This is a genomic window from Cedecea lapagei (assembly GCF_900635955.1).
GTDB classification, from domain to species: Bacteria; Pseudomonadota; Gammaproteobacteria; order Enterobacterales; family Enterobacteriaceae; genus Cedecea; species Cedecea lapagei.
On record NZ_LR134201.1, the window covers coordinates 2,003,996 to 2,018,110 of the forward strand.

At 56.3% G+C, this 14,115-nt stretch carries 15 protein-coding genes; 6 read left to right on the top strand and 9 right to left on the bottom strand.

Annotation, left to right across the window (positions count from 1 at the left end):
* Positions 1 to 2: 2 nt before the first annotated feature.
* Positions 3 to 1,796 carry a nitrate/nitrite two-component system sensor histidine kinase NarX gene (gene narX / locus EL098_RS09725; protein ID WP_126356034.1) on the top strand — a complete coding sequence of 598 codons (1,794 nt, stop codon included), beginning with the start codon at positions 3 to 5 and terminating at the stop codon, positions 1,794 to 1,796.
* A complete protein-coding gene (gene narL, locus EL098_RS09730; protein WP_126356035.1) occupies positions 1,793 to 2,443 on the top strand; it encodes a two-component system response regulator NarL in 651 nt (216 codons plus the stop codon). Before narX ends, narL begins: the two co-directional genes overlap by 4 nt.
* Here narL and EL098_RS09735 read toward each other — a convergent pair.
* Positions 2,440 to 3,825, bottom strand: coding sequence for a YchO/YchP family invasin (locus tag EL098_RS09735; RefSeq protein ID WP_126356036.1), 1,386 nt, complete (start codon positions 3,823 to 3,825; stop codon positions 2,440 to 2,442). The two genes, narL and EL098_RS09735, sit on opposite strands and share 4 nt — an antisense overlap.
* Before the next feature lie 160 nt (positions 3,826 to 3,985).
* On the opposite strand from EL098_RS09735, the gene EL098_RS09740 reads away from it, so the two are divergent.
* The gene (locus tag EL098_RS09740) at positions 3,986 to 4,339 is read left to right on the top strand and encodes a DsrE/DsrF/TusD sulfur relay family protein (RefSeq protein WP_126356037.1); all 354 of its coding nucleotides are present in this window, start codon (positions 3,986 to 3,988) and stop codon (positions 4,337 to 4,339) included.
* 24 nt (positions 4,340 to 4,363) lie between these two features.
* Here EL098_RS09740 and EL098_RS09745 read toward each other — a convergent pair whose 3' ends face one another.
* Both EL098_RS09745 and chaB read right to left on the bottom strand, forming a co-directional pair.
* Positions 4,364 to 5,059, bottom strand: coding sequence for a gamma-glutamylcyclotransferase (locus EL098_RS09745; protein ID WP_126358404.1), 696 nt, complete (start codon positions 5,057 to 5,059; stop codon positions 4,364 to 4,366).
* Positions 5,060 to 5,288: 229 nt separating this feature from the next.
* Positions 5,289 to 5,516, bottom strand: coding sequence for a putative cation transport regulator ChaB (gene chaB, locus EL098_RS09750; protein WP_126356038.1), 228 nt, complete (start codon positions 5,514 to 5,516; stop codon positions 5,289 to 5,291).
* A 283-nt stretch (positions 5,517 to 5,799) separates the two neighbouring features.
* On the opposite strand from chaB, the gene chaA reads away from it, so the two are divergent.
* A complete protein-coding gene (gene chaA, locus EL098_RS09755; protein ID WP_126356039.1) occupies positions 5,800 to 6,903 on the top strand; it encodes a sodium-potassium/proton antiporter ChaA in 1,104 nt (367 codons plus the stop codon).
* A 118-nt stretch (positions 6,904 to 7,021) separates the two neighbouring features.
* Here the strand turns inward: chaA and kdsA are convergent, their stop codons facing one another.
* From kdsA to hemA, 6 genes are read right to left on the bottom strand one after another with little or no spacing between them, the layout of a single operon-like run.
* A complete protein-coding gene (gene kdsA, locus EL098_RS09760) occupies positions 7,022 to 7,876 on the bottom strand; it encodes a 3-deoxy-8-phosphooctulonate synthase (RefSeq protein WP_126356040.1) in 855 nt (284 codons plus the stop codon).
* Between the two features lie 24 nt (positions 7,877 to 7,900).
* Positions 7,901 to 8,710 carry an invasion regulator SirB1 gene (gene sirB1 / locus EL098_RS09765; RefSeq protein ID WP_126356041.1) on the bottom strand — a complete coding sequence of 270 codons (810 nt, stop codon included), beginning with the start codon at positions 8,708 to 8,710 and terminating at the stop codon, positions 7,901 to 7,903.
* Positions 8,707 to 9,102 carry an invasion regulator SirB2 gene (sirB2, locus tag EL098_RS09770; protein WP_126356042.1) on the bottom strand — a complete coding sequence of 132 codons (396 nt, stop codon included), beginning with the start codon at positions 9,100 to 9,102 and terminating at the stop codon, positions 8,707 to 8,709. Before sirB2 ends, sirB1 begins: the two co-directional genes overlap by 4 nt.
* 20 nt (positions 9,103 to 9,122) lie before the next feature.
* Positions 9,123 to 9,953: a peptide chain release factor N(5)-glutamine methyltransferase gene (gene prmC / locus EL098_RS09775; protein ID WP_126356043.1), complete on the bottom strand. Its 831-nt coding sequence runs from the start codon at positions 9,951 to 9,953 to the stop codon at positions 9,123 to 9,125.
* Entirely contained in the window at positions 9,953 to 11,035 is a 1,083-nt protein-coding gene (prfA, locus tag EL098_RS09780; RefSeq protein ID WP_126356044.1) for a peptide chain release factor 1, read from the bottom strand. Before prfA ends, prmC begins: the two co-directional genes overlap by 1 nt.
* Positions 11,036 to 11,071: 36 nt before the next feature.
* On the bottom strand, positions 11,072 to 12,328 hold the full coding sequence (gene hemA, locus EL098_RS09785) for a glutamyl-tRNA reductase (RefSeq protein WP_126356045.1): 1,257 nt from the start codon (positions 12,326 to 12,328) through the stop codon (positions 11,072 to 11,074).
* A gap of 202 nt (positions 12,329 to 12,530) precedes the next feature.
* On the opposite strand from hemA, the gene lolB reads away from it, so the two are divergent.
* Together lolB and ispE are read left to right on the top strand one after the other, a co-directional pair.
* The gene (gene lolB, locus EL098_RS09790; protein ID WP_126356046.1) at positions 12,531 to 13,154 is read left to right on the top strand and encodes a lipoprotein insertase outer membrane protein LolB; all 624 of its coding nucleotides are present in this window, start codon (positions 12,531 to 12,533) and stop codon (positions 13,152 to 13,154) included.
* Positions 13,154 to 14,023, top strand: coding sequence for a 4-(cytidine 5'-diphospho)-2-C-methyl-D-erythritol kinase (gene ispE, locus EL098_RS09795; RefSeq protein ID WP_126356047.1), 870 nt, complete (start codon positions 13,154 to 13,156; stop codon positions 14,021 to 14,023). Before lolB ends, ispE begins: the two co-directional genes overlap by 1 nt.
* Positions 14,024 to 14,115: the final 92 nt, after the last annotated feature.

Below are 14,115 nucleotides of genomic sequence, written 5' to 3' on the forward strand. Positions count from 1 at the left end.
GAATGGTAAAACGCCTGTTCTCTCCTCTTTCACTGGTTAACCAGCTGGCGCTGGTGGTGATGCTGCTTGCGCTGCTGAGCGTTGCCGGCATGGGCGTCGCCGGCTGGCTGGCTCAGGGGATATCGGGCAATGCCCACGCGATCAATAAAACGGGCTCGATGCGCATGCAGAGCTACCGCCTGCTGGCCGCCATTCCGCTGACAGAGCAGGATAAGGAATTGCTTCGCGAAATGGAGCAAACCACCTGGAGCGACGAGCTGCATCTTGCCGCCGAGCGCGACGGGCAGCAGGCTAAGCTTCGCCAGCTCCAGGATTACTGGCGTAATACGCTAGAGCCGGCGCTGATTGCGGCGCAAACTCCGCAGCAGGTAAAACCCGCCGTTGCCCGTTTTGTTGCCGGTATTGATGAGCTGGTCAGCTCCTTCGATCGCACCACGGAATCGCGCCTGCATCACGTTATTTTGCTGCAGCAAGGTATGGCGGTATTACTCGGGCTACTGATCGTCTTTACCCTGATTTGGTTACGCAAAAGGTTACTCCGCCCGTGGCGAAAATTACTGGCGATGGCAACGGCCATTGGCCAGCGGGATTTCACCCAGCGCGTGAGCATCCGCGGGCGCGACGAAATGGCGACCCTTGGGCTAGCCCTCAACAGCATGTCCAGCGAGCTTGCGCAGAGCTACGCCGTACTTGAGCGTCGGGTCAGAGAGAAAACGACCGGACTCGAGCAGAAAAACCAGATGCTGTCGTTTCTGTATCAGGCAAACCAGCGGCTGCACTCCCAGGTCCCGCTGTGCCAGCGTATATCACCGGTATTGAGTGAACTGCAGGAGCTGACTCCGCTGCACGGTATTGAGCTGCGCGTTTACGAATTCGAAGATGAGGAAAACTACCAGGAGTTTACCTTCCAGCCGGATGCCCACTGCGATGCTCGCGGCTGCCAGCTTTGCCCGGTCAGAGAGACAGCTTCGCTGGCAGAGACAACTACGCTGAAGTGGCGGCTCACCGATAACCACATTCACTATGGCCTGGTGCTGGCTCAGCTTCCTTTAGGGCGCAGCCTGACGCAAGATCAGCAGCAGTTAATTGCCACCCTGATGGAGCAGCTCACCTCCACGCTTGCCGTCGAGCGCCAGTACGAACATCAGCAGCAGCTGGTGGTCATGGAGGAGCGCTCGGCTATTGCACGCGAACTGCACGACTCTATCGCCCAGTCGCTCTCCTGTATGAAAATGCAGGTGAGCTGCCTGCAAATGCAGGGTAAGGATTTATCGCCGGAGAGCCAGGCGCTGCTGGAGCAGATCAGGGCCGAGCTTAATACCTCCTGGCGCCAGCTCAGAGAGCTGCTGACTACCTTCCGCCTTAAGCTGACAGAGCCAGGTTTACGTCCCGCTCTGGAGGCCAGTTGCCAGGAGTTTAGCCACAAGCTTGGCTTCCCGGTGATGCTGGATTACCAGCTTCCGCCGCGCCTGGTCCCCTCCCATCAGGCCATACATTTAGTGCAAATTGCGCGTGAGGCGCTAAACAACAGCCTAAAACACGCTGAGGCCAGCGCCTGCGGTATCAACGTGACCCGTCAGGGAAATCAGGTTCGCCTGGTGATATGGGATAACGGCAAAGGGATTTCCGACGGCGGCGAGCGCAGCAATCATTACGGACTAATTATCATGCGCGACCGCGCGCAAACCCTGCAGGGTGACTGCCAGGTTCGTCCTCGCCCCTGCGGCGGCACCGAAGTGGTCGTCAATTTCATCCCAGAAGTCCCGCTTTCTTCCGTAACAAGGAGCGAAGAATGAGCAATCAGGAAGCAGCAACCATTTTGCTGATAGACGATCATCCCATGATGCGTACCGGCGTTAAGCAGCTTATCAGCATGGCCCCGGAGCTGGCCGTCGTCGGTGAGGCCGGCAGCGGTGAACAGGGCGTACAGCTGGCGGAGTCCCTCGATCCGGATCTTATTTTGCTGGACCTGAATATGCCGGGTATGAACGGCCTCGAGACGCTGGACTGCCTGCGTGAAAAGGCGCTTTCAGGACGCATTGTGGTTTTCAGCGTCTCTAATCACGAAGAAGATGTGGTCACTGCTCTCAAGCGCGGCGCGGACGGTTATCTGCTGAAAGACATGGAGCCGGAAGACCTGCTCAAAGCCTTGCAGCAGGCGGCGGCCGGAGAGATGGTGCTCAGCGAAGCGCTGACGCCGGTTCTGGCGGCAAGCCTGCGGGCTAACCGCTCAACGTCTGACCGGGACGTTAATCAGCTCACGCCGCGCGAGCGCGACATTCTGAAGCTGATTGCCCAGGGCTTACCTAACAAAATGATCGCCCGGCGGCTGGACATTACCGAAAGTACGGTGAAGGTTCACGTTAAACATCTTCTCAAGAAAATGAAGCTTAAATCTCGCGTTGAAGCCGCGGTCTGGGTCCACCAGGAGCGTATTTTTTAATTTCCGGGGTTTTCCGGAACCAGCGAATATCGCGGGTCATTTTCCGGGTTAATCAGCAGAGGTGCGGCAGGCTTCAGGGTGATCCAGTTCGAGGTCGCCCGCTGCCCCTTCTCATCTTCAATCGTCACCGACAGGCGATATTCATTTGTTTCCCCTTCCTGCCATGCGGGCATAATCACGCTCCAGCCCTCCGTGCTCCGGGACTGTCCGGGCGAGGTCAGGCTAAGTGACCGCGTATCCCCTTGCCAGGCAATATTACGTATGCCGTTAGCGGCTCGTACCTGCAGCTTAAGGGCAACGGCTTCACCAGGCTGAGGCTGCCAGGGCGGCGTAGCAAGAAAGACCGACAATGTCTTACGCTGGCGGTACTCCATCACAGGCACAGACTCGCGATCGACGCTGTCGTAGCGGCTGCCTCGCAGCGAGCTGCTGGCCGCGACCTCCTCGGCCGAAAGCTGTTTCTGCAGCGGTACGCCAAAGCGGTAGTTGAGCTTCAGGCCAACGTTCTCCTGCGCCGTTCCGCTTTCCCCCTGCTTGTGCTGGGCCGTCAGGGTTATCAGCGGCACCGGCGTATAGTTGATGCCCATCGTCACCGCAACCGGGTTTCGATAGCCGGTATCGCTGTTAAAAAGAGTGACACTGTCACCAAAATACTGTTCAAAGCTCAGGCTGGTATTGATATGGCGGTAAAACGGCAGCCACGCCTGAGCCGTGACGTCGTAGCCCCGCGCCAGACGCTGTTCAAGCGTTTCAGTCTGTCCACGCCAGCCGTTGAGCGGCTGATAGTAATTAGCCGATAGCCGCAGGTATTCGCCCCAGGCTTCGGCGCCAAAGCCGGTTCGCTGGAGCTGAGTGGTCAGCTGATTATCGTAAAAGGTGTTGTATCCCAGCAGCCATTTTCCGGCCACCCAGCGCTGGCCCACGCCGAGATTTCCCACCGCGCCCTTCTCCTGCTGACTAAAACCGAGCTGGCTCCAGGTCAAATAACGATTGTTATCTTCCCAGGGCGTGAACAGGGAGCCCGTGCTGCCCTTCCAGCTACCGTGCTGATCAACCTTCAAATTAAAACTGGCTTTTCCCCATGGGGAAAGCAGAGACTGAGCTTCATCGGTAACTTTGTCCGTCAGCAAATCGCGTAAGCCGGTAAAAGCATAGAGGCGAGCCTGCTCGCCGGTATCCAGCCCGTTATCGGTCATGCTGTCCTCGCCGAATTTTTTGGCCACCTCTGCGATATGGCGCGCAGCGGCATCGGATTCCGGGGACAACCCGAGATCAGGAAGTTTTTCGGCGGGCGCCGGAAGGGAGTTTGAGGTAATCATCGCCCCTCCCTCAGCAGGGAGCAGGCAGAGCAAGGTCAGAAGCGGAACGGCAAATCTACGCATTTGTAAATTATAACACAATGGCCTGACCCTTTGGCCAGGGCGGCGGCCGAATGCGGGCAGTTTCAGGACTAATCCGCTAATTGGCAATTAATCATATCTACAGCCATGGACGGGAGATACACTAACCCTCCTGCCAATCGACATTATCAAGGAGAAGCACGTGCAGAAGATCGTTATTATCGCCAACGGTGCAGCCTACGGCAGCGAATCGCTGTTTAACAGTTTGCGCCTTGCCATCGCCCTACTGGACAGAGAGCCGCAGCCTGAAGTGAAGCTGTTTCTGATGTCCGACGCCGTAACCGCCGGTCTTCGCGGGCAAAAGCCAGCGGAAGGCTACAACATTCAACAGATGCTGGAGATCCTCACCGCGCAGAACGTGCCGGTCAAGCTCTGCAAAACCTGTACCGACGGGCGCGGCATCACCGACCTCCCGCTCATCGAGGGCGTCGCCATCGGCACGCTGGTGGAGCTTGCCGAATGGACGCTGCAGGCGGATAAAGTCCTGACCTTCTGAGCAAGCGCGGCAGCGGCCTTTTGGTTATGCGAATTCGGGCTGCAGCCCACCGCCCTCGTCGGGCCCACTTAACCACGCCCGTACCTGGTTTGCCAGCTCAGACATACGGTCATCCTGCATGCCGTGCTTTTTCATCTCTTGTTCAAGAGAGAAAAGATACTGGGCATTGGTGCCCAGCGGGCCGCTTGCGGCAGCAATTAACGGCGCTATGGTTTCGGCCCGGGTATCCGCCTCGTAGAGCGGATGACGAGGATCCATAATAAACACCAGCGCGTTGACCGTGCGGCCATCATCCAGGGCAAGTTTGCACCAGGTTGGCAGATAACACCCGGTGATCATCTCTCGCTTCCAGACAAGCGTCAGCTCATCTTCAAGGCCTGCCTCCGGCAGCCGGTAAGCAAGACCCGTTGTTCTGCCGCCCTCTTTCAGGGCCAGCATCCGTCCGGGACGACAGGCCGTGCCGCGCCCCGCGGTCAGCTTAAGGCAAAAGGCACGATGCCAGCCCACCAGCATGCCGGGGGCTGACTCTTCAAATTCAAAAGCCGGGTTCCACATCAGTGAACCGTAACCAAAGAGCCACACCGGACTTTGGTCCGGACGACAGGCAAGCGTCGCGGCCAGAGAAGCCGAGCGCTGCTCAGGGGTCCACAATAACGATTCCTCAATGGCACCAAAAGCCGTCTTACAATCCGCTTTCATTAAGAAATCACGCGTTAACACCATATACCTCCGCCACTGCTTGCTTCCGTGCAACAATACAAGCTGCGCCTTCCCGGCTTTTATTGACAACTTTTGCTTACTAATAGAGCAACATATGAAGACCATAAGCAATTCACCGCGCGCTGGCAAGCTTGATGATGATCACAAAACAGTTAAATTGTCATTTTTTATTGTCAGACTGGCGTGTGTTACGCGGAACCGTGGAAATAAGGCACGCACAATATAGGGTTTATTTCTTATGCCAGCGCTCATCCTCCCCTTTCTCATACTGATGCTTAACCGCCGCCCAGGCGACTTTATGCGCGGTCTCTTCCCGGCTGGCATCACCCCGACGTTCGGCTTTAGCTTTGTACTCCTCCCACGCGCTGTTAAAGGCCTCTTTATAGATATCCTGGGCATGAGCAGGTAGAACGTTTTGCACGCTTTCAGGAAGGTCTGTCCGGTTTTTATAAGGCATACTGGTCTCTCCGTTAGGGGTCTGCTTTAAGTGTGTAGCAGAATCCATATCACGGCCACCCGAGTTGAGTTATTTGAATATTCATATATTGTATTGCTATGTTTTATATGAAATAAAAAAAGAATACTCATCATTATGATGAACTAAACTTTTTTTAATATAAATGCCGTAAAAATAAGTAAAGTTTAGCCAAAAGCAACGATTTTTTGCTAAGTTATACCGGTCCAAAAACCTGACTATAATGATCAAAACAGGTTATCGCCTGCAGAGATGGAGAAGTTAAATGACAAAAACACAACATGAGGCGGTAAAAACCCGCCACAAGGAGAGTTCTCTCATTTTCCCGGTACTCGCGCTGGCGGTACTGGCAATATGGGGGTCGAGCCAGTCCCTGCCGGCGGTAGTGGGCATCAATCTTTTAGCTCTGGTAGCTATTCTCAGCAGCGCGTTTAGCGTGGTCCGCCACGCGGACGTGCTTGCACACCGGCTGGGCGAACCTTACGGCTCACTGATCCTGAGCCTGTCGGTCGTTATTCTTGAGGTCAGCCTGATTTCCGCGCTAATGGCTACCGGCGATGCTGCGCCAACCCTGATGCGCGACACGCTCTATTCCATCATCATGATTGTTACCGGCGGCCTCGTGGGCTTCTCCCTGCTGATGGGCGGCCGTAAATTTGCTACGCAGTATATGAATCTGTTTGGCATCAAGCAGTATCTGATCGCCCTCTTCCCGCTGGCGGTGATTGTGCTGGTCTTCCCGATGGCGCTGCCGGGCGGTAACTTCTCGCTGGGCCAGTCTCTGCTGGTCGCGCTGATTTCCGCCGCAATGTATGGCGTATTCCTGCTTATTCAGACAAAGACGCACCAGAGCCTGTTTGTCTATGAGCATGAAGATGAGGGCGACGGAGACGATCCACACCACGGCAAACCTTCGGCACATAGCTCCGCCTGGCATACCATCTGGCTTATCGTACATCTGATTGCGGTTATCGCGGTCACCAAAATGAACGCCAATCCGCTTGAGCATCTGCTGAGCGCTATGGACGCCCCGGCGCAGTTCACCGGCTTCCTGGTCGCCCTGCTGATTCTGTCTCCGGAAGGCCTGGGAGCGTTAAAAGCGGTGCTCAGCAATCAGGTACAGCGCGCGATGAATCTCTTCTTCGGCTCGGTACTGGCCACCATCTCCCTGACCGTTCCTGCGGTCACGCTGATTGCCTGGTTTACCGGCAACGACCTGATCTTTGCGCTGGGTATGCCGCAGATGGTGGTCATGCTGGCGGCGCTGGTGCTATGCCAGATTTCATTCTCGACCGGCCGCACCAACGTGCTCAATGGCACCGCGCACCTTGCGCTGTTTGCCGCCTACCTGATGACAATCTTTGCCTGAATAAACAGCAAGACTGCCTGTAAGGGCAGTCTTTAGAGTTTGCTCCCTCTCCCGGTTCAGGGAGAAAGGAACAAATATAAAAAAACCCGCCGCGGCGGGTTTTGTTTTTTTGCAGCAATTAGTGGCTGGTATCCAGCGGCGCGAAGTTCTTCACCAGATCGTCAATCGCTTTAATCTGGGTCAGGAAGGCTTCGAGCTTCGCCAGCGGCAGCGCGGAAGGACCGTCGCAGCGCGCGTTGTCCGGGTCCGGATGCGCTTCAATAAACAGGCCGGCCAGGCCCGTTGCCATACCGGCGCGGGCCAGTTCGGTCACCTGAGCACGGCGGCCGCTTGACGCTGCGCCAAACGGGTCACGGCATTGCAGAGCATGGGTGACGTCGAAAATCACCGGTGCACCGTCAGAAACCTGCTTCATGACGCTGAAGCCCAGCATGTCGACAACCAGGTTGTCGTAGCCGAACTGCGTACCGCGATCGCAAAGAATAACTTTATCGTTGCCGCCTTCAGCGAACTTATCAACGATGTTGCCCATCTGCCCCGGGCTGACGAACTGAGGTTTCTTCACGTTGATGACCGCGCCGGTTTTCGCCATCGCTTCAACCAGGTCGGTCTGGCGAGCAAGGAATGCTGGCAGCTGAATAACGTCAACCACATCGGCAACCGGCTGCGCCTGGCTAGCTTCGTGGACGTCGGTGATGATTTTCACGCCGAAGGTCTGCTTCAGCTCCTGGAAAATCTTCATTCCCTCCTCCAGGCCTGGGCCACGGTAAGAGTGAATTGATGACCGGTTGGCTTTATCGAAAGAGGCTTTGAACACGTACGGGATACCCAGTTTTTGGGTCACGGTGACGTAATGCTCACAAATGCGCATCGCCAGGTCACGGGACTCCAGCACGTTCATGCCGCCAAACAGCACAAACGGCAGGTCGTTTGCGACGTTGATATCACCAATGCTAACCACTTTTTGTTTCATATGTTCGCCTTATCAGGTGTGAACTTAATGCAGGGTAATCTGCTTGTGCGCAATCGAGTTGATTTGCGCCTTAATCATTTCGCTAATCGGATCTTCCGGGCACTGCTCAACAAAGTAGCTCAAGTCGTTGAGCGCTACGTGCTCGCAGTCCAGCTGCGCATATATCAGGCCGCGGTCGCGGATCTCATAGGGATCTTCAGGATTAAACTGCAGCAGCACTTCGCTGGCGCGCAGCGCCATCTCCATCTGCCGCTCTTCCATCAATGCAGACTTGAGCGTATCAAGCAGCTTACGGATCACTTCCGCGTTGTCTGACTCATCAAGATCTTCCTCGAACAGCTCTGCCGTAGGGTTGATATTGCCCTTGATCCACACTTCCAGCGTGTGCTCGTCCAGCGTATCGCCGTTAAACGGATTGATGAGCCACATTTCTCCATCCATCCAGTCGGCGCGGAGGATAAGCTGCGTCGGGAAGATAACCGGCATCAGCGGAATATCGAGCTGCCCGGCGACCCACAGCAGTATCGCCCCAAGAGAGACGGCGCTCCCCTGACGGCTTTTTAAAACATTGTCGAGCCACAGGGCATCGGACAGGCGGTAAACGCCGCTGGAATCCGTAAAACCCCACTCTCCGTAAAAGAGCTCCAGCAGTTTTTCCAGCTGCAGATCGGGATGGGATGCCTGGCAAATTTCTTCTTTTGCCAGGCTGACCAGCTCCCTGAGCTGCGCTTCGACTTCTGCAACCGGGAAATCATTCCTGATCAGCTGCGAAATTAAAATCATGCCTTCGCACAGCGGTGCCTGATTAAATTCGAAATCGGCTAACGACTTCATACTAACCCCAATAGCGGTATTTTAGTGGTGGCGAGTTTTATGATGATGTAGAGCACCACCAACCCCAGCAGAAAAGCAAACCAACGGACCTGCTGGCTGCGCGGGCGTTTACCCAGCGCGATAAAACCTAAAGCGATATAGATAATAACGCCAAACAGCTTTTCAGTCAGCCACGTTCCCTGTGGGGTAAAAGGATAGAAATGCGTAATCATCACCAGCGCAACCCCGCTGACTAACAGCAGCGTGTCGTTGGCATGCGGCACGATGCGCACCCAACGCTTAGCGGACATCGCCGAGCCGCGATATTGCCACCAGTAGCGTAAAACAAACAGGCTGATTGAGAGTACGACGGTAATAATATGCAGATATTTGAGTGTGAAATAAGTCGCCAAAATGTCTGTTCCTTACTGATTCAAAGATAGCGTCCTGACGTCAGGCGATCGTTGCCGCCATAATCTTTGCTGGTTTCAACATCGGTAAAGCCTGCTTCCCGCAGCAGCCGCTGAACGCTTTCGCCCTGGGTCCAGCCGTGCTCGAGCACAAGCCAGCCGCCGGGTTCGAGAAAGCGACGCGAATCCCTGACCAGGGTTTGTAAATCGGCCAGGCCATGATTCTCCGCCACCAGCGCGCTTTTCGGCTCGAAACGGACATCCCCTTCGCGGAGGTGCGGATCGTTTTCATCGATATAGGGCGGGTTGCTGACAATCAGGGTAAAGCGCTGGTCATCAAGGGTATCAAACCAGTGGCTGTGCATCACATCGACGTTGGTTATGCCGAGATTTTCAGCGTTACTTCGCGCCAGCGCCACGGCCTCCGGCACCACATCCAGCGCCGTCACATGGCAGTCAGGGCGCTCGCTTGCCAGCGCAAGGGCAATCGCACCGGTTCCAGTGCCGAGATCCAAAATTGCACAGGGCGTATTCGGCAGCTTTGTTAGAGCGTGTTCAACCAGACATTCGGTGTCGGGACGCGGAATAAGCGTAGCCGGAGAGACGCGCAGCGGCAGGGACCAGAACTCACGCTCGCCAACAAGATGCGCAACCGGTTCTCCTCGCACGCGCCGCGCCAGCAGAGCCTCAAGGTCAGCTTGCTGGGCAGGCGTCAGCGTGGTTTCGCCGAATGCGAGAATGAAGGTGCGGGCTTTGCCGGTAACAAACCCAAGCAGGATTTCCGCATCCCGCTTTGGGCTTTCGCTCTGCGCCAGGCGCTGTACGGCCTGGCGAAGCCATAGCTGAAACTCCATTAATCCTGCTCGGACAGCGCCGCGAGCTGATCGGCCTGGAACTCCTGGACAATCGGCTCGATCAGGGCATCGATCTTACCTTCCATCACTTCATCCAGACGGTAAAGCGTCAGGTTGATGCGGTGGTCGGTCACACGTCCCTGCGGGAAGTTGTAGGTACGGTTGCGGTCGGAGCGGTCGCCGGAGCCCAGAAGGTTACGGCGGGTAGACGCCTCTTCCTGCTGACGTTTTGCCACTTCCGCAGCGCGAATACGCGCGCCCAACACGGAAAGCGCTTTCGCTTTGTTTTTATGCTGTGAGCGTTCGTCCTGGCACTCCACCACAATGCCGGTCGGCAAGTGGGTAATACGGATGGCGGAGTCGGTGGTGTTAACGTGCTGACCGCCAGCGCCCGAGGAGCGGAAGGTATCGATACGCAAATCCGCCGGATTGATGTCCGGCAGTTCCGCTTCCGGGATCTCCGGCATCACCGCCACGGTACAGGCGGAAGTATGAATACGGCCCTGGGATTCCGTGGCCGGAACGCGCTGCACGCGATGGCCGCCGGACTCAAATTTCAGTCGTCCGTAAACGCCGTCGCCGCTGATTTTAGCGATAACCTCTTTAAAACCGCCGTGTTCGCCTTCGTTAGCGCTGATAATCTCAACGCGCCAGCGGCGGGCTTCCGCATAGCGGCTGTACATGCGGAATAGATCGCCGGCAAACAGCGCGGCTTCATCACCGCCGGTACCGGCGCGGACTTCGACAAACGCGTTGCGCTCATCGTCGGGATCTTTTGGCAGCAGAAGCACCTGAAGCTGCTGCTCCAGCGCTTCGCTGCTGGTTTTGGCTTCGGCCAGCTCTTCCTGCGCCATTTCGCGCATTTCAGGGTCGCTAAGCATGCTTTCTGCGGTTTCAATGTCTTCCTGTACCTGGCGCCATTGCAGGAAACAGCGCGAAACATCGCTTAACTGGGCATATTCGCGAGACAGGGCGCGGAAGCGATCCTGATCGGCAATGGTCGATGCGTCGCCAAGCAGGGCCTGAACTTCTTCATGGCGCTCCTGCAAGGCTTCCAGTTTGGCAACAATAGAAGGCTTCATGGGCGGTGGTTCACCTTGTAATAAGAGTTGTGTGTGCTAATCCAGCCCGAGGCTGTTACGGAGAATTTGCAGGCGTTCATCGTCCCCGTCACGGGCGGCCTGCGTAAGCGATTTGGTTGGGGCGTGGATCAGGCGATTGGTCAGTTTCCATGCCAGATCCTGCAGTACGGATTCCGCGTCGCCGCCCTGTTGTAGGGCAGCCAGCGCTTTGGCGGCGAGGTCGTCTCTGACCTGCTCTGCCTGACTACGGTATTCGCGAATGGTCTCGGAGGCGCTTTGCGCGCGCAGCCAGGCCATAAACTCGCTGCACTCCTGAGCCACAATAGTTTCAGCCTCCACCGCCGCCGCTTTACGCTGGGCGAGGTTGCTCTGAATAATGGCCTGCAGGTCGTCCACGCTATAAAGATAGGCATTGGCAAGTTTGCCCACTTCAGGTTCGACATCGCGCGGGACGGCGATATCCACCAGCAGCATAGGCTGGTTGCGACGCGCTTTAAGCGCCCGCTCCATCATCCCTTTGCCGATAATCGGCAGCGGGCTGGCGGTGGAACTGATGATGATATCGGCATCTGCCAGACGTTGGTCAATGTCGCTCAGGCTAATCACTTCGGCGCCGACTTCGTCGGCCAGCACCTGAGCACGTTCGCGGGTGCGGTTGGCAATAATCATCTTCTCAACTTTATGCTCGCGCAGATGGCGGGCAACCAGTTCGATGGTCTCCCCGGCACCGACCAGCAGGACGGTAACCGAAGAGAGAGATTCAAAGATTTGCCGCGCAAGCGTACAGGCAGCAAAGGCGACGGAAACGGCACTTGCGCCGATGTCGGTTTCGGTGCGGACACGCTTAGCGACGGAGAAAGACTTCTGGAACATGCGCTCCAGTTCGCTGGAACGCGAATGGCCTTTTTGCGAGTCAGCAAAGGCTTTTTTCACCTGGCCCAGAATCTGCGGCTCACCAAGAACCAATGAATCCAGGCCGCTTGCGACGCGCATAAGATGGCTCACGGCGTCGTTATCGTGGTGCCAGTAAAGGCTTTTACGCACTTCCTCTTCATTGAGGTTGTGGTACTCGCACAGCCAGCGCACCAGCCGTTCGTGCAGGTTTTCCTGTTGCTCAACGCTCAGGTACAGCTCGGTTCTGTTGCAGGTCGACAGCACGACTCCGCCCTGAACCATGGGCTGTTCCAGCAAACTGCCCAACGCCTGGTCGAGCGTGTCCGGCGAAAACGTGACGCGTTCTCGCAGCGATACTGGAGCCGTTTTGTGGTTAATTCCTAGCGCTAACAGGGTCATGGAGCGGTCTGAGTAATACCGATGTTGATAAGGATTTCTGGTCGCATCATACAGGATGCGCCCCGGCAATAAAAGAGAGCTTCCCCTTGCGGAGTAGGAGGGAGATTTATCAATTAAGATAACTTGAACGTAGACGCCCTGGCAGACGCCCGCTAGCATGAACGGTTGACCACCAAAATGAACTCAAGGATTTGCCGCCGCTATGTTGATGCCAAAAGCCCGCCTGATGCGCCTTCTGCCCCTTGCCAGCCTGGTTCTGGCCGCCTGTACCCTGAATAAACCCACCGGCCCGGGCAAGAGTCCTGACTCGCCTCAGTGGTTACAACACCAGCAACAAGTGCAAAAAATCACCCAGTATCAAACGCGTGGCGCTTTTGCTTATCTCTCCGATAGCCAAAAGGTATATGCCCGCTTTAACTGGCAGCAGACAGCCCCGGATCGCTACCGCCTGCTGCTGACTAACCCACTGGGCAGCACCGAGCTTGAACTCAATGCGCAGCCGGACCAGGTCCAGTTGACCGACCGCGACGGCAAACGCTATATCGCAAAAGACGCAGAAGAGATGATTGGCAAGCTGACCGGTATGCCGATTCCGCTGAATAGCCTGCGCCAGTGGATGCTTGGCCTGCCGGGCGATTCCACCGATTATAAGCTGGACGACCAGTACCGCCTACGTGAAGTGAACTACACCCAGGGCGGAAAAACCTGGAAAGTGGTCTATAGCGACTACGACAGCAAGACCCAGCCTTCTCTGCCATCCAACATGGAGCTGCGCGAAGGTGACCAGCGCATCAAGCTGAAAATGGACAGCTGGACGGTAAAATAATGATCTCCCGCTGGCCTTCTCCCGCAAAACTGAATCTGTTTCTTTACATCACAGGCCGTCGTGAGGACGGCTATCACAACCTGCAGACGCTGTTTCAGTTTCTCGACTACGGCGACACCATAACGATAGAACCTCGTGATGATGGTGTTATTCAGCTGGTTACGCCTGTTGATGGCGTCCCGCACGAAGAAAACCTGATCGTACGTGCTGCACGAATGCTGGCCGATTATGCCGCAGCTAAAGGCACCCTGCCCGCCGGCGCCGGTGCGGATCTCGGGGTAGAGAAAACGCTGCCGATGGGCGGCGGTTTAGGCGGCGGCTCCTCCAATGCGGCGACCGTGCTGGTTGCGCTGAACCACCTCTGGAAAACCGGCTGCAGTGAGGATGACCTCGCCGCGCTGGGCATTCGTCTTGGCGCCGATGTACCGGTGTTTGTCAGGGGCCATGCGGCCTTCGCCGAAGGCGTTGGCGAAATTCTCACGCCGGTGGAACCTGAAGAGAAATGGTACCTGGTTGCCCATCCTGGCGTCAGCATTCCGACACCGGTCATTTTTGGCGATCCTGAGCTGCCGCGTGAAACCCCGGTAAGGTCAATTACAACGTTGCTAAAATGTGAATTTGGCAACGATTGTGAGGTTATCGCAAGAAAACGTTTTCGCGAGGTTGATGCCGCGCTTTCCTGGCTGTTAGAATACGCGCCGTCGCGCCTGACCGGCACCGGCGCTTGTGTGTTTGCTGAATTTAACACCGAGCAGGCCGCCCGGCAGGTGCTTGAGCAAGCCCCGGAATGGCTGCATGGGTTTGTTGCGCGAGGCGTTAATAGATCTCCGCTGCATCAGGCCATATCCGGGCAAGCTGGGCATTGGTGACAACGTCACCTCGTTTCAGACGTTGCATCGTGCTCTTTAATACACCGCCTGGATGGTGGGCTACCCTGCCCGCACATATGCGGTAGCAACCA

Bases quoted from the DNA above. Each gene is read 5' to 3' on its own strand.
- narX (WP_126356034.1), top strand. From the start codon at position 3: ATGGTAAAACGCCTGTTCTCTCCTCTTTCACTGGTTAACCAGCTGGCG.
- narL (WP_126356035.1), top strand. From the start codon at position 1,793: ATGAGCAATCAGGAAGCAGCAACCATTTTGCTGATAGACGATCATCCC.
- EL098_RS09735 (WP_126356036.1), bottom strand. From the start codon at position 3,825: ATGCGTAGATTTGCCGTTCCGCTTCTGACCTTGCTCTGCCTGCTCCCT.
- chaB (WP_126356038.1), bottom strand. From the start codon at position 5,516: ATGCCTTATAAAAACCGGACAGACCTTCCTGAAAGCGTGCAAAACGTT.
- chaA (WP_126356039.1), top strand. From the start codon at position 5,800: ATGACAAAAACACAACATGAGGCGGTAAAAACCCGCCACAAGGAGAGT.
- kdsA (WP_126356040.1), bottom strand. From the start codon at position 7,876: ATGAAACAAAAAGTGGTTAGCATTGGTGATATCAACGTCGCAAACGAC.
- sirB1 (WP_126356041.1), bottom strand. From the start codon at position 8,710: ATGAAGTCGTTAGCCGATTTCGAATTTAATCAGGCACCGCTGTGCGAA.
- prmC (WP_126356043.1), bottom strand. From the start codon at position 9,953: ATGGAGTTTCAGCTATGGCTTCGCCAGGCCGTACAGCGCCTGGCGCAG.
- prfA (WP_126356044.1), bottom strand. From the start codon at position 11,035: ATGAAGCCTTCTATTGTTGCCAAACTGGAAGCCTTGCAGGAGCGCCAT.
- hemA (WP_126356045.1), bottom strand. From the start codon at position 12,328: ATGACCCTGTTAGCGCTAGGAATTAACCACAAAACGGCTCCAGTATCG.
- lolB (WP_126356046.1), top strand. From the start codon at position 12,531: ATGTTGATGCCAAAAGCCCGCCTGATGCGCCTTCTGCCCCTTGCCAGC.
- ispE (WP_126356047.1), top strand. From the start codon at position 13,154: ATGATCTCCCGCTGGCCTTCTCCCGCAAAACTGAATCTGTTTCTTTAC.